Origin of the sequence: uncultured Pseudosulfitobacter sp. (assembly GCF_963976325.1) — a bacterium.
Lineage (GTDB): Bacteria > Pseudomonadota > Alphaproteobacteria > Rhodobacterales > Rhodobacteraceae > Pseudosulfitobacter.
Window position 1 is genome coordinate 491,083 of record NZ_CAXBJW010000002.1, and the last position, 13,007, is coordinate 504,089.

12 protein-coding genes are annotated in these 13,007 nt (G+C 61.4%); 4 read left to right on the forward strand and 8 right to left on the reverse strand.

Translation table 11 applies throughout. The annotated features are described in order from the left end of the window. Positions 1-43 precede the first annotated feature (43 nt). Positions 44-208, forward strand: a complete 165-nt coding sequence (locus AAC077_RS09595; RefSeq protein ID WP_339768917.1) for a hypothetical protein — start codon at positions 44-46, stop codon at positions 206-208. A gap of 232 nt (positions 209-440) precedes the next feature. Then, entirely contained in the window at positions 441-1,973 is a 1,533-nt protein-coding gene (locus tag AAC077_RS09600; RefSeq protein ID WP_339768919.1) for an alkaline phosphatase D family protein, read from the forward strand. A gap of 62 nt (positions 1,974-2,035) precedes the next feature. On the opposite strand, the gene AAC077_RS09605 is transcribed toward AAC077_RS09600, so the two are convergent. From AAC077_RS09605 to AAC077_RS09625, 5 genes are all read right to left on the reverse strand, one after another. Then, positions 2,036-3,868, reverse strand: a complete 1,833-nt coding sequence (locus tag AAC077_RS09605; RefSeq protein ID WP_339768921.1) for an ABC transporter ATP-binding protein — start codon at positions 3,866-3,868, stop codon at positions 2,036-2,038. After that, on the reverse strand, positions 3,865-5,703 hold the full coding sequence (locus AAC077_RS09610; RefSeq protein WP_339768922.1) for an ABC transporter ATP-binding protein: 1,839 nt from the start codon (positions 5,701-5,703) through the stop codon (positions 3,865-3,867). The genes AAC077_RS09605 and AAC077_RS09610 overlap by 4 nt, the downstream gene beginning before the upstream one ends. Before the next feature lie 147 nt (positions 5,704-5,850). Then, positions 5,851-7,005, reverse strand: a complete 1,155-nt coding sequence (locus tag AAC077_RS09615) for a CCA tRNA nucleotidyltransferase (RefSeq protein WP_339769495.1) — start codon at positions 7,003-7,005, stop codon at positions 5,851-5,853. Next, positions 7,002-7,595, reverse strand: a complete 594-nt coding sequence (locus AAC077_RS09620) for a CoA pyrophosphatase (RefSeq protein WP_339768924.1) — start codon at positions 7,593-7,595, stop codon at positions 7,002-7,004. Before AAC077_RS09620 ends, AAC077_RS09615 begins: the two co-directional genes overlap by 4 nt. After that, positions 7,585-8,574 (reverse strand): Hsp33 family molecular chaperone HslO, encoded by a 990-nt coding sequence (locus AAC077_RS09625; protein WP_339768925.1) that lies wholly within the window; start codon positions 8,572-8,574, stop codon positions 7,585-7,587. The genes AAC077_RS09620 and AAC077_RS09625 overlap by 11 nt, the downstream gene beginning before the upstream one ends. Positions 8,575-8,651: 77 nt before the next feature. Here AAC077_RS09625 and AAC077_RS09630 point away from each other — a divergent pair, with 77 nt between their 5' ends. After that, positions 8,652-9,098 carry an NUDIX hydrolase gene (locus AAC077_RS09630; RefSeq protein WP_339768927.1) on the forward strand — a complete coding sequence of 149 codons (447 nt, stop codon included), beginning with the start codon at positions 8,652-8,654 and terminating at the stop codon, positions 9,096-9,098. Here AAC077_RS09630 and AAC077_RS09635 read toward each other — a convergent pair. Continuing rightward, positions 9,077-10,363 (reverse strand): SpoIIE family protein phosphatase, encoded by a 1,287-nt coding sequence (locus AAC077_RS09635; protein ID WP_339768929.1) that lies wholly within the window; start codon positions 10,361-10,363, stop codon positions 9,077-9,079. The genes AAC077_RS09630 and AAC077_RS09635 overlap by 22 nt on opposite strands. 157 nt (positions 10,364-10,520) lie before the next feature. Between AAC077_RS09635 and AAC077_RS09640 the strand changes: the two genes are divergently transcribed. After that, positions 10,521-10,853, forward strand: a complete 333-nt coding sequence (locus tag AAC077_RS09640) for an Hpt domain-containing protein (RefSeq protein WP_339768931.1) — start codon at positions 10,521-10,523, stop codon at positions 10,851-10,853. Here the strand turns inward: AAC077_RS09640 and AAC077_RS09645 are convergent. Then, positions 10,850-11,662, reverse strand: coding sequence for an SDR family oxidoreductase (locus AAC077_RS09645; RefSeq protein ID WP_339768933.1), 813 nt, complete (start codon positions 11,660-11,662; stop codon positions 10,850-10,852). The genes AAC077_RS09640 and AAC077_RS09645 overlap by 4 nt on opposite strands. Before the next feature lie 10 nt (positions 11,663-11,672). Beyond that, positions 11,673-12,899, reverse strand: coding sequence for a threonine ammonia-lyase IlvA (ilvA, locus tag AAC077_RS09650; protein WP_339768934.1), 1,227 nt, complete (start codon positions 12,897-12,899; stop codon positions 11,673-11,675). Positions 12,900-13,007: the final 108 nt, after the last annotated feature.

A 13,007-nucleotide genomic window follows, 5' to 3' on the forward strand; every position in this document is an offset into this window, starting at 1 on the left:
AACAAGACGACGTAATCGGAAACACCAATGAAAGGAGCCAAGCATGAGTCTGGACATGTTCATTTTCGGACTTCTTGCCCTTATTTTGGTTGCAGTTATCATCTACGCCACAACAGGTCGGCGCAGTGGAGAACGGCAATCTTCGTCCTACGACAGGTCGGAAAAATTCGGGCAAGTGCGCGACAACGGGCGGAACAACTTTGGCTAAGCCCCGCGATCTCGATGCAGTCAAGTTGACAGGCGCACCGCTTTCTTGGTGATGCCGGACCAACCCCGAGGGTTGGATTTCCGGTATGACCCAGAAAGCGGTGCGCCTTTTCATTTGCCAGCACATCCCTTGCCGAAAGGTCAGGTTTCGCATTTCTGTCGCCTGACCATCACCTGCCTGTTACCAAAACACCGCATCGCTCCGGGATATTATTCATCCACGGAGCTTCCCGATGCCACGCATTACTTTCACCCGCCGCCAGACCCTGCTGGGCACTGCCGCCCTTGGCGTGTCCATGTCCATGCCGTCCCTGTCGCGCGCGCAATCGCGCCCGATGATCACCCACGGCGTGATGTCCGGCGATGTCGCGCACGACGGCGCAGTGATCTGGAGCCGCGCCGACCGCGAGGCCAAGATGCTGGTCGAATGGGCCACCACCGAAAACATGGCCGACGCGCGCGCCGTGCCTGCGCTGGCCGTGGGCACGCCCACCGACTACACGGGCAAGATGGCCCTGACCGGCCTGCCCAGCGATCAGGACATTTTTTACCGTGTGACCATGGCCGATCTGGCTGATGGCACTCTGTCGGAACCCACCACCGGCACCTTCCGCACCGCGCCCATGGGCAACCGTGACATCAGCTTTGTCTGGTCGGGTGACACCGCTGGCCAAGGGTGGGGCATCGACGAGGACCGCGGCGGCATGACCACCTATGCCACCATGCTGAACCACAACCCCGACTTTTTCCTGCATTCGGGCGACACCGTCTATGCCGACGGTCCGCTGAAAGAACAGGTCGAGCTGGCCGACGGCACCATCTGGAAAAACATCGTCACCCCCGCCAAGTCCAAGGTGGCCGAAACGCTGGACGAATTCCGCGGACAGCACCTGTACAATTACATGGACAAGAACGTGAAGGCGCTGAACGCCGCCGTTCCGATCATTGCCCAGTGGGACGACCATGAAGTCACGAACAACTGGTATCCCGATGAAGTTCTGGCCGAAGACGACCGTTATACCGTCAAATCCATGCAAACGCTGTCGGCGCGGGCGCATCGCGCGTTTCACGAAATGATGCCAACGCGGCAATCGCTGGCCGAGCCGATGCGCGTCTATCGCAAGGTGTCTTATGGCCCCCTGCTGGACATCTTTGTCATCGACATGCGCACCTATCGCGGCGACAACACCGCCAATACCGAAGCCGAAGGCACGCCATTCCTTGGGGCCGACCAACTGGCCTGGCTGAAACGGGAAATGGTGAACTCGACCGCCACGTGGAAGGTGATCGCATCCGACATGCCGATCGGTATGATGGTGCGCGACGGCGACAACATGGAAAACTCGTCGAACGGCGACGGTCCGGTGCTGGGCCGCGAAAAGGACATCGCGGCGGTTCTGTCGTTCATCAAGGCCGCTGAAATCACCAACACCGTCTGGCTGACCGCCGACGTGCACTATACTGCGGCGCATCACTATTCACCCGACCGCGCCGTGTTTCAGGAATTTGACCCCTTCTGGGAATTCGTGTCGGGTCCGCTGCACGCGGGCACCTTCGGCCCCAGCGATTACGACAACACCTTTGGCCCCGAGGTCCGCTTTGCCAAGCACCCCGAGCCGGGTCAGGCCAACCTGCCGCCCAGCGACGGTATGCAGTTCTTTGGCAAGGTCGACATTGCCGCCGACACCGGCGTGATGACCGTGCGCCTGATGGACAGCGCCGATGTCGAGCTGTGGTCGGTCGAACTGGATCCGAAACAGGCCTGATAGCAGCGCCAGAAACAGCAAAGCCGCCCTGTCACCGGGCGGCTTTTTCACATTTTAGGGTCTTATTCCGCCGCTTCGGTGCGCAGGAACCCGCCCGACTGAAGATGCCAGTATTGCGCGTACAATCCGCCCTCTTTCAGCAAGGCTTCGTGACTGCCGTCCTCGACGATGCGACCCTGATCCATCACGATAATCCGGTCCATTTCGGTCAGCGTCGACAGACGGTGGGCGATGGCCAGCACGGTCTTGCCTTCCATCACTCGGTCCAGCGCCGACTGAATCGCCGCCTCGACCTCGCTGTCCAGCGCGCTGGTCGCTTCGTCCAAAATCAGGATCGGCGCGTTTTTCAGGATGGCGCGGGCCAGTGCAATCCGTTGGCGTTGGCCGCCGGACAGTTTCACGCCACGCTCGCCCAGATGGGCGTGATAGCCGGTGCGGCCCTTGTGGTCTTCCAGATCCTGAATAAACGTATGCGCCTCGGCCTCGCGGGCGGCTTGAAACACCTCTTCGTCGGTCGCTTCGGGGCGGCCGTATCGGATGTTGTCCATGGCCGAGCGGTTGAACATCGCCGTTTCCTGCGTGACCATGCTGATGCTGCGGCGCAGGCTTTCCTGTGTCACGGTGCTGGTGTCGGTGCCATCAATGCTGATTGTGCCGCCTTCGGTCTCGTACAGCCGCAACAGCAACGCCACGAGGGTCGATTTCCCCGCGCCCGATGCGCCGACGATGCCGATTTTTTGCCCCGGTTCGATGTGCAGGTTCACGCCGGAAATCCCGCCCACATCGCGCCCGTAGGCAAAGTTCACATTTTTCAGAACAATTCCGCCCTGTCCCACGTCCAGATCGCGGGCGTCGGGGTTGTTTTCAGTCCGGTTGCGCGGCGTCAGCGTGTGAATGCCGTCCTCGATCTCGCCGATGCTGGAATAGATCGCCATCAGCGTAAAACTGACCCAACCGGTCATCTGCGCAATGCGGATGGCCACAGCGCCGGCGGCGACAATGTCCCCTTGCGTGGCGATGCCCTGTTTCCACAGGATCAAGGTCCAGCCCAACAGGATCACCGGCAACAGCCCCGCCAGCGTCATCAGACAAAACCGGAACCCCGCCGCCAAATAGCCAAAGTCCAGCGCAGTACGGCGAAAGTTGCCCATCGCGCCCAGCGCCGCGCGGTCTTCGTGGTCGTCATGGGCGAACAGCTTGACCGTCTTGATGTTGGTGATCGTATCGACAATCTGCCCCGACACCATCGCCCGCGCGCCTGCCCGCGCCGCCGAGCGTGCGCGGATGCGGGGCAAGAACCACCGGATCATCAGGAAATACCCCATCAGCCAGACCATAAAGCCAAGCCCGATTTTCCAGTCAATCGCCACCAGCAACACCACTGACCCCGCCAGCGACGCCAACGCAAAGGCGACGACGTTGATCATTTCCACAACAACATCTGTCACCGCGCGCGCAGTCTGCATCTGCTTTTGCGCGATGCGGCCTGCGAAATCGTTGTCAAAGAACCGCACCGACTGGCCCAGCGTCCAGCGGTGCAGGCGCGACAGCACCAGCGGGTTCAGGTTTGGCTGCACGATGATCGCGTTGGCCGACGACGACAGACCAAACAGCACGGGCCGTGCCAGCAGGAAAAATGCAATCGCACCGAGGATCAGCGCCAGGTTCCCGACCGCGAAAAACCCATCAGGCCCCAGCGCGGAACTGGCGTCGATCACCTTGCCCAACAGCCACGCGGTCCCCGCCTCGACGGTGCCCGCCGCCGCCGAGAAAACCGCAGCCATCCACAGCGCAGGCCAGGCCCCCGACAGCGCCCAGCGCATGAACGGGGCCAGTGTTTGCGGCGGCGGCCCGTCAGCAGGGCGAAAGGCGTGTATCCATTTGGCGATGTTCATGCCGCATCCTCGGGGTTCAGAAATCCGCCCGACTGGCGGGTCCAGAACTGGCTATATAGGCCGCCCTTGGCCAAAAGCGCGTCATGGCTGCCGTCTTCGATGATCTTTCCGCCGTCCAGCACCAGAATCCGGTCCATTTCGGCAATGGTGGACAAACGGTGCGCGATGGCAATCACGGTTTTGCCCTCCATCATCTTGTACAGCGTGCCTTGGATCGCTTCCTCGACCTCGCTGTCCAGCGCGCTTGTCGCCTCGTCCAGCAAAAGGATCGGCGCGTTTTTCAGGATCACCCGCGCCAGCGTCACCCGCTGGCGTTGCCCGCCCGACAGCTTCACGCCGCGTTCACCGACCTGCGCGTCATAGCCCACGTTGCCGGCCGGATCGGTCAGCGTCATGATGAAATCATGCGCCTCGGCCTGTCTCGCGGCAGCGATCATTTCGGCCTCGGTCGCGTCCGGTCTACCGTACAGGATGTTTTCGCGCACCGACCGGTGCAACAGGCTGCTTTCTTGCTGCACCATGCCAACGCTGAGCCGCAGACTGTCCTGCGTCACCTTGGTGATGTCCTGACCGTCAATCTCGATCCGCCCGCTTTCGGGGTCGTAGAACCGCAGCAGCAGCTTGACCAGCGTGGACTTGCCCGCGCCCGACCGTCCGATCAGGCCGACCTTTTCGCCGGGTTGGATCGTCAGATCAATCCCGTCAAGCCCACCCGAAGCGCGGCCATAGTGATGCGTCAACGCCTTCAACTCGATCCGCCCGTCGGTCAGCGCCAGTGGCTTCGCTTTGGGCGCGTCTACCAGTGTCACAGGCTGGGCAATCGTTTCCATCCCTTCGGCCACGACACCCAGTTCGCGGAAGAACGTGGTCAGCGCCCACATGATCCAGCCGGTCATCGCGTTCAGCCGCAGCGCCAGCGCCGTGGCCGCCGCTACCGTGCCGACCGACGCCTGCCCCTGAACCCACAGCGCAATCGCCCAGCCGACAACGCCGACAATCAGCAGGCCGTTCAGCACCACCAACGAGAAATCCATCGTGGTGAAAATCCGCATTTCGGTCTGGAACGTCTTGCGCGTGTGTTCGATCGCATCCTTGGCATAGTTCAGTTCGCTGTCGTGATGGGCGAACATCTTGACCGAATGAATGTTGGTATAGGCATCGACCACACGGCCCGTGACCGCGCTGCGCGCATCCGACGCCGCCTTGGACGCGGGGCCGACCCGCCGCGTCGTCCAGTTGATCAGCAGACCATACAGCACCATCCAGATCAGCAACGGCAGCAGCAGCCGCGGGTCAGATGTAGACAGCAGGATGGCCGCACCAACCATATAGGCCAGCGAATAGGAAATCGCGTCAAACACCTGAAACACCACCTCGCCGGCGGCGGGGGGTGTTTGCATGATGCGGTTGGCGATGCGCCCGGCAAAGTCGTTTTCAAACCAGCCGACCGACTGACGCAGCACATGCTTGTGCGACCGCCAGCGGATCAACGTGCCAAAGTTCACGATGATCGTGTTGTTCAGCAGCATCACGTCCAGCAACTGAATCAGCGGCCGCAAAGTCAGGATAAAGATGGCCACCGCGATCAGCTCGACCTTGTGCGCCGCCCAGACCTCGGACGGCGTGCCTTGGAGCAGGTCAACAACCCGCCCCATGTAATAGATCAGCCCGATTTCAATCGCGGCGATGACGATGGACAGAATGCCCGCCAGAATAAACACGGTTTTGAACGGCTTGGCGTACTCGCGCATGAACGGCCACAACCGCGTGGGCGGTGTGTTGGTTTCAGCAAAAGGCGCATAGGGATCGACGAGGTTTTCGAAATATTTGAACATGTGGGACCTGTAGGAAAGACGGAATTCAACTGGGGTCTGCGCACGCTTGCAGACCGTTCAATCAGCTGTGGTTATGAAAACCAAATCCCGCGGTACATGTCGCACTCTCCTTGTCTGTAAACCAGATAGCCCGAACGCCGGAGAATGTCAGCCCAAAAGCTGCGCCCGTGTCAGGGTAAAGTTGGAAGCGATCCAGCGCGTCTCAAGCTCTTTCAGTTTCGCACCCAGTTCGGGGCCGTTTAACGCAGGCATCAGATCCCGCGCAGCGACAGGGAATTGTGCCTTAGCGCCATGTGCGGCGGCGGTCGCATCACCCATGTTTACAGGGCTTTCGAACAAAGCAGCGCGCATTGCGATCACGCCCAGCGCAGTGTTCAGCCCATGGCGGTATCCCAGTTCGGCGGCACCAGCAGCCGTGCCTGCCTGTTCGCGCAGCAACTCGACTGAACGGGCGTCCGCCTTGGACAAACGCAGCCGGTCCGCCACATCTTCACCACCCAGAACAGCCAGACGGCGCATCGGATCTGGTGACAGGTCAAGCATGGATTCGGCGTGGATCAACGGTGCCAGCCAGCGCGCTTGCGCCCCACTCAACAATTGCATCAGCACGCCGACACGTTCCATCACCGCCACAGCAGGCGCGGGATCTGGCGCGCCCAGCAGCTTGGTCATTTCGGCGCCAACCCGTTCGGCAGACAGATGCGCCAGCCCGTCCAGATGCGTGGCAATGGCGGCCAGCGCATCGGCGTCAAATCCGTGCGCAGGGTCGGCGTACCACGCGGAAAACCGGAAGAACCGCAGGATGCGCAGGTAATCCTCGCGGATGCGGGCGGCGGCATCGTCGATGAACACCACCCGCCGCGCCAGCGCATCAGGCAAACCGCCCAGCGGATCGACCACTGTGCCATCCGCGCGGGCATAAAGCGCATTCATGGTAAAATCACGCCGCCGCGCGTCGTCGGCCACATCGGTGGAAAAGGCGACAACGGCGTGACGGCCATCGGTTTCAACGTCGTTGCGAAACGTGGTGACCTCGTAGGGGTCGCCGTCGATCACGACCGTCAGCGTGCCGTGGTCAATACCCGTCGGGATCGTCCTGAACCCTGCCGCCTTGCTCACGGATTGCACCTGATCCGGTGTCGCATCGGTGGCAATGTCGATGTCACTGGCCTGAACGCCCAGCACTGCGTTGCGCACACAGCCGCCCACGAACAACGCCTGAAACCCCGCACGCTCAAGCGCGGCGCACAGCCCCAAGGCACCGGCATCGTTCAGCCAGGGCACATCGGCGGGCAGTTTCATGTCATCCGGTCGGTCCATGCCCGCAACATACGCGCGGTTGCGCCCCAGATGTAATAGGGTCCGTAAGGCACCGTGTAATAGGTGCGCATCACCCCGCGCCAGCGGCGTGATTGGGTGATGTAGTTGTCGGGGTTCAAAACGTGGCTTAGCGGCACCTGGAACACTTCGGCCACTTCGCCGGTTTCGGGCAGAACCTGAAATGGCGCACCGACATAGGCCAGAACCGGTGTGACCAGAAAACCGGTGCCAGTTTCATGCGGCGGCAGATTGCCCAGCACCTGCACCAGATCCGGCGGCAGGCCAATCTCCTCGTGCGCCTCGCGCAGGGCCGCGGCAGTGACATCGGCGTCAGACTCTTCCTGCTTGCCACCCGGAAAGGCAATCTGCCCCGGATGATGCTTCAGCGCAGACGACCGCGTGGTCAGGATCAGCTCAAGCTCGGTCTTACCCTCGACCACGGCGGCCAGCACACCCGCCGGGCGCAGCTTGCGCCCCTCGGGCAGCACCGCGTCGGGGTTCAGGTCAAAATCGGACGACGGCCGCCCCGGACGGTCCAGCGCGGCCTTGATGGCGTTCAGATCAATCGTCACTGGGCGCCTGTTCTGCGTCAAAACCAACCGTTTTCGGGTCCAGATCGTAATGCGCGCCGCAGAACTGGCAGTCGGCGGTCACGCGGCCATCGTCGGTGGTCATCGTTTCAATATCGCGCGCCGAATAGATCGACAGACTTTGACGCACGCGATCTTCCGAACAGGTACAGCCAAAACGCACCGCTTGCGGGTCGAAGACGCGCGGCAGTTCCTCGTGGAACAGACGTGTCAGCAGGTCGTTCGGCGGCACATGCGGGCCGATCAGCTCAAGCTCTTCCACGGTGTCCAACAGGATATTCACCCGGTTCCAGTTCTCTTGCTTGTCCCCGTGCAGCAGGTCGGTCGGCTTCAGAATATCGCCTTCACCGGGGGCCTTGGCCATCAGCGGCGACGCCTCGGGCATGTGTTGCAGCATCACGCCACCGGCACGCCAATGCGCATCACCACTGCCTTCGGTGCTTTGGCCAAAGCTCAGCTGGAACCGCGTCGGCAACTGCTCGGACTGGGCGAAATACGCCTCGGCGCTGGCGGACAGTGTGGGGCCCACCAGCGGCGAAATACCCTGATAGGGGGCCATGTCCTGACCCTGGTCGATGATGATCGCAAAATAGCCTTCGCCGATGTTTTCAAACGGCGCGCCATCGGTCAGCCGGTCAGCGTCATAGCTGGCATAGGCGCGGATGCGGGCCGGTTCGCCCTCTTCCGTTGGTCCGTAGTAATCGGTCGCGATCATCCGCACCGGACCTTTGGATTGCACTTGCAGCGATAGTTTCCAGCGCAGTTTAATGGTCTGGCCGATCAAGGCGGTCAGCAACGCCATCTCGGCGACCAGTGCTTCGACCTGCGGGGGATAGTCATGCTGTTTGAGAATGCCGCCCAACACACCGTCAAGCCGCGCCACGCGGCCACGAATGTCCGAGGCATCAAGCTGAAAAGGCAGGACCGTATCGTCCCACACGAGTTGGTTTCCAAGAGTCATTGGGGTTTCCTTATGCGCCGGTCGTTGGCATATCGCGTCAATATAGGTGACGCAATCCGCAGTAAAAGAGGCAAACCATGATCCGTCGCATGGGGACACCCCCGGTCAAAGGTCAGAAATACACCCAGCGGTCGGGCGCTTATGCGATTTTGCCGGTGCCGGGCGGTGTGCTTTTGACCGGTCAGCAGGGCGAATGGCTGGACATTCAGTTGCCCGGCGGCGGCATTGATCCCGGCGAATCGCCATTGCAGACGTTACACCGCGAAGTGCTGGAGGAAACCGGCTGGGCCATCGCGCAACCGCTGCGGCTGGGCGCGTTCCGGCGGTTTGTCTATATGCCCGAATATGACCTATGGGCCGAAAAACTGTGCACGGTGTTTGTCGCCCGCCCGACGCGGCGCGTGGCCGATCCGATTGAACCCGACCACGTGACGCTGGTGCTGCCATGGGATCAGGCGATCGACAGCCTTGGCAACGATGGCGACCGGATGTTCCTGCAACGCTATGCGTCAGCTACGGGCTGATATTCGAACAGCGCGCCCGACACATCGTCGGGAAAGTCCTGATGGCCGGAAAATTCGCTTAGCTTCCAGACCAGTGCTTCAAAAAATGCGGGGCCGGTGATCCCGTGCAGATCGCGCATGATCGTCTCTAACCCGTCCTCGTCCAGCAGCTCGCCGGACCCGTTCGGGCATTCGGTCACCCCGTCCGAACACAACAGCAGCCGGTCGCCGGGCTGCAATTGCAGGTCGATCTGCGAAAACTCGGCGTCATGGATCAGCCCCACGGGAAAGCCGCCCGGACCGGCCAGTTCAATCCGGCCATCGCTGCGCTGCACCACCGGATGCGGATGCCCCGCCTGTGCCAGCGCGACCCTGCCGGTGTTCAGATCCACATCGGCCAGGATCATCGTAAAGTAATGTTCGGTGTCCATTTCATTCAGCACCAGATTGTTGATCGCCCCCATCACAGCCAGCGGCGCGCGGATGCGATAGGTGCCATCGGGGTTGGGCATCAGCGCCACGTTCTGTTCGGGTGCGGTGGAGGACAGATAGCCCGCCAGCCGCGCCGTCATCAGCGCCGAACTGATCCCGTGGCCCGACACGTCGATGGCATACAGCCCCAAGTGCCCGTCACCCGACCGGAAAAACCCGACCAGATCACCACCCACATGTCCGCTGGGCCGCAACAACAGCGACACGTGCCCCTGGTCCAGCACAACCGACCGTTCACGCACCAGCGATTGTTGCAGCTTTTTCGCCTCAAGCAGGTCCTTGTCGATGCTGTCGTACAGGCGCTGAAGCTCTTGCAATGTCTGCGAAATCAGGTGGTTCTTGCCGGTCAGATCCCGCTGCATCTGCAAGATGCGGTCCCCCGCCGTGATCCGCGCACGCAGTTCGTTCAGGTCCACCGGCTTGCTGACAAAATCATCCGCCCCTGCCTCAAGCCCGCGGGCAACTTCGTCTTTCTCCGACTTCGAGGTCAACAGGATGAAATAGCCATAATCCTCACCCTCGAGCTGGCGAAAAGCGTGGCAAAATTCCAGCCCGTTCATCCCCGGCATCATCCAGTCGCTTAGCACCAGATCGGGGGTCACGTTGCGGCACAATTCAAGCGCCGCGTCGCCCGAAGCCGCCTCGATCACGTCGAACCCCCACGCGCGCACCGATTTACACAGGATGCGCCGTTGCAGGCGGCTGTCGTCCACGATCAACGCCAAACGCCGCCGCGCGCCCTTGGGTGCGTCATCGGCGCGCTCCGGCAGGGGGTTCGGGGCGGTCAGGTGCATTCGGCTCGATCCAGATCAGAACAGTCTGCCTGATGTAGTGAACGAACAGAATTAACGACGTGTCATCATCCCCCGAAAGATACCTAAAATTGAGATCACTCACCGGATGTTTACTTCTCCGGCACATCTTTTAGGCGAGTAACCCAAAGGAATTGCAATGATTGACTGGGCTCAGGTGACCGCGCTGCGCGATCAGGTCGGCGCGGGCGAAATGGACGAAGTGATCGAATTGTTCATCGAAGAGGTGGAAGAGGTCACCGCCCGCATCCGCCACTCGGCACAGGCCGAAAATCTGGAACACGACCTGCATTTCCTGAAAAGCTGCGCGCTTAATCTGGGCTTTGCCGATTTCGCGGACCTGTGCCAGCAGGGCGAGGTGATGGCGCGGCAAGGCCGGGCCGACCAAGTGGACGTCGCGCTGTTGCTGCACAGCTATGACATCTCGAAACAGTGCTTTCTGGCGGAAAAGAACGAAAAGCTGGCGGCCTAGACCAGCTTGTAAAAATCCTTGATCCCTGCCTGACCCAGCTCGCGCTCGGCCTTGGCTTTCAGCCTGCGCATCCCTTCCAGCCAACCGTCGGGGTCGATCGCGCGGACCTTGACGTATTCGCTAACCACGGGATGCGACAGAATGCGGAACTGTTTGCCGTTGATCCCGTCGATGGTGGCCTGCGCCACGTCGTCGGCTGTCATCAATGACGCATGGCCCGCCGCATCGGCATCCGACAGTTCAATCAGCGGCGTCGCCACGTACTGCGGGCACAGCACCGACACGCCTATGCCGTCGCCGCCATGGCTGATCGCCAGCGATTCGGCAAAGCTGACGGCGGCGTGTTTGGTCGCGGAATAGGCCGCATCGCCAATCTGGTTCAGCAGACCCGCAGCCGATGCCACGTTGACGAAATAGCCCGACCCGCGTTCGATCATTTGCGGCAACAACGCCCGCGCCGCATAGACATGCGCCATCACATGCACGTTCCAGTTCAGCAACCACGTGTCGTTCGACGCTGACGCCGCATGGCTGGGCTGTCCGCGGCCCAAACCGGCGTTCGACACAAACACATCCACCGGCCCCATGGTGGCGGTGACGCCGTTGCACAGTGCCACGATGTCACCCTCGTTCGTCACGTCACAGCGCATCGCCATGCCGCCCACCTGATCGGCCAGCCCCTGTGCCGCGTCCATATTCAGATCGGCCACGCAGACCCGCGCGCCCAAAGCCGCAAACTTGCGCACCATCGCCGCACCGATGCCGCTGGCCCCGCCCGTGACGACGATAACCTTGTCCTGAAAATCCATGTCTTTCCCCCTAGATGACAAATTGCGCGACGGTTTCATTGTTGGTGATGTCCGTATAGGCGAATCCGCCCGCATCCAGACGCGCAAAGAAACCGGTGAAATTCTCGGGCGCGCTGGTTTCGATCCCGATCAGGACCGAACCAAAGTTGCGCGCCGATTTCTTGAGGTATTCAAACCGCGCAATGTCGTCTTCCGGTCCCAGCAACGACAGGAAATCCTTCAGCGCACCGGGCCGTTGGGGCAACCGCAGGATGAAATACTTTTTGACCCCGGAATAGCGCAGCGCGCGTTCCTTGACCTCGGGCAAACGTTCGAAATCAAAGTTTCCGCCCGAGGCGACGCACACCACGGTCTTGCCCCGGATGTCGTCGCGCAAATCGCCCAGCGCCTCGATGCTCAGCGCGCCGGCAGGTTCCAGAACAATCCCTTCGACGTTCAGCATTTCCAGAATGGTGGTGCAAATGCGGTCCTCGGACAGGTCGATCACGTCGCGGCGGGCGATCCCGCGCAAACGGTCAAAGGTGCGCACGCCAATGGTCGCCACGGCCGCGCCATCGACGAAGGTGTTGACCGGCTTCACCTCGGTCGGCTGGCCCGCCTCGACCGCTGCGGCCAGGCTTTTGGCGCCGGAAGGTTCGACAAATGTGTACTGCGTCGCACCCCCGAAATAGCTGTAGACACCCGACGACAGCCCGCCGCCGCCCACAGGCAGCACGATCCGATCCGGCACGCGGCCCAACTGCTGTTCAATCTCGACCGCGACCGACGCCTGCCCTTCGATCACGTCCTCGTCGTCAAAGGGCGACAGGAAATGCGCACCCTCTTGGGCACAAAACGCCTGAGCCGACGCCAGCGTGTTGTCGAAATAGTCACCGATCAGCTTCACCTCGACCGCATCGCCGCCGAACATCCGCGTTTTCTGCACCTTTTGCTGCGGCGTCGTCACCGGCATGAAAATCACGCCACGCACGCCGAAATGGCGGCACATGAACGCCACGCCCTGCGCGTGGTTTCCCGCCGAGGCGCAGACAAAAACCGACTGGCCGGGAATGACCTTGCGCATGGCATTGAACGCGCCGCGCAACTTGTAGGACCGCACGGGGCTCAGGTCTTCGCGCTTCAGCCAGATGTCGGCGTCATAGCGCGCCGACAGCAGGTCGTTGCGCAACAGCGGGGTCGCAGGGAAAACGCTGCGCATTTCGGTGGTGGCAGCCTGTGCATCATCTTTGAACGTCATGGCAGTCCTTTCAGGTCGATCCAGCCCTAAGCGCCCTGTGTGCAAGGGTCAATCTTGCCCCGAGGGCCGAAACCTTATATCGCCACCTGCAAAACCATAATGTGGAAA

Bases quoted from the DNA above. Each gene is read 5' to 3' on its own strand.
- AAC077_RS09625 (WP_339768925.1), bottom strand. From the start codon at position 8,574: ATGACTCTTGGAAACCAACTCGTGTGGGACGATACGGTCCTGCCTTTT.
- AAC077_RS09605 (WP_339768921.1), bottom strand. From the start codon at position 3,868: ATGAACATCGCCAAATGGATACACGCCTTTCGCCCTGCTGACGGGCCG.
- AAC077_RS09630 (WP_339768927.1), top strand. From the start codon at position 8,652: ATGATCCGTCGCATGGGGACACCCCCGGTCAAAGGTCAGAAATACACC.
- AAC077_RS09640 (WP_339768931.1), top strand. From the start codon at position 10,521: ATGATTGACTGGGCTCAGGTGACCGCGCTGCGCGATCAGGTCGGCGCG.
- AAC077_RS09600 (WP_339768919.1), top strand. From the start codon at position 441: ATGCCACGCATTACTTTCACCCGCCGCCAGACCCTGCTGGGCACTGCC.
- AAC077_RS09595 (WP_339768917.1), top strand. From the start codon at position 44: ATGAGTCTGGACATGTTCATTTTCGGACTTCTTGCCCTTATTTTGGTT.
- ilvA (WP_339768934.1), bottom strand. From the start codon at position 12,899: ATGACGTTCAAAGATGATGCACAGGCTGCCACCACCGAAATGCGCAGC.
- AAC077_RS09635 (WP_339768929.1), bottom strand. From the start codon at position 10,363: ATGCACCTGACCGCCCCGAACCCCCTGCCGGAGCGCGCCGATGACGCA.
- AAC077_RS09610 (WP_339768922.1), bottom strand. From the start codon at position 5,703: ATGTTCAAATATTTCGAAAACCTCGTCGATCCCTATGCGCCTTTTGCT.
- AAC077_RS09615 (WP_339769495.1), bottom strand. From the start codon at position 7,005: ATGAAACTGCCCGCCGATGTGCCCTGGCTGAACGATGCCGGTGCCTTG.
- AAC077_RS09645 (WP_339768933.1), bottom strand. From the start codon at position 11,662: ATGGATTTTCAGGACAAGGTTATCGTCGTCACGGGCGGGGCCAGCGGC.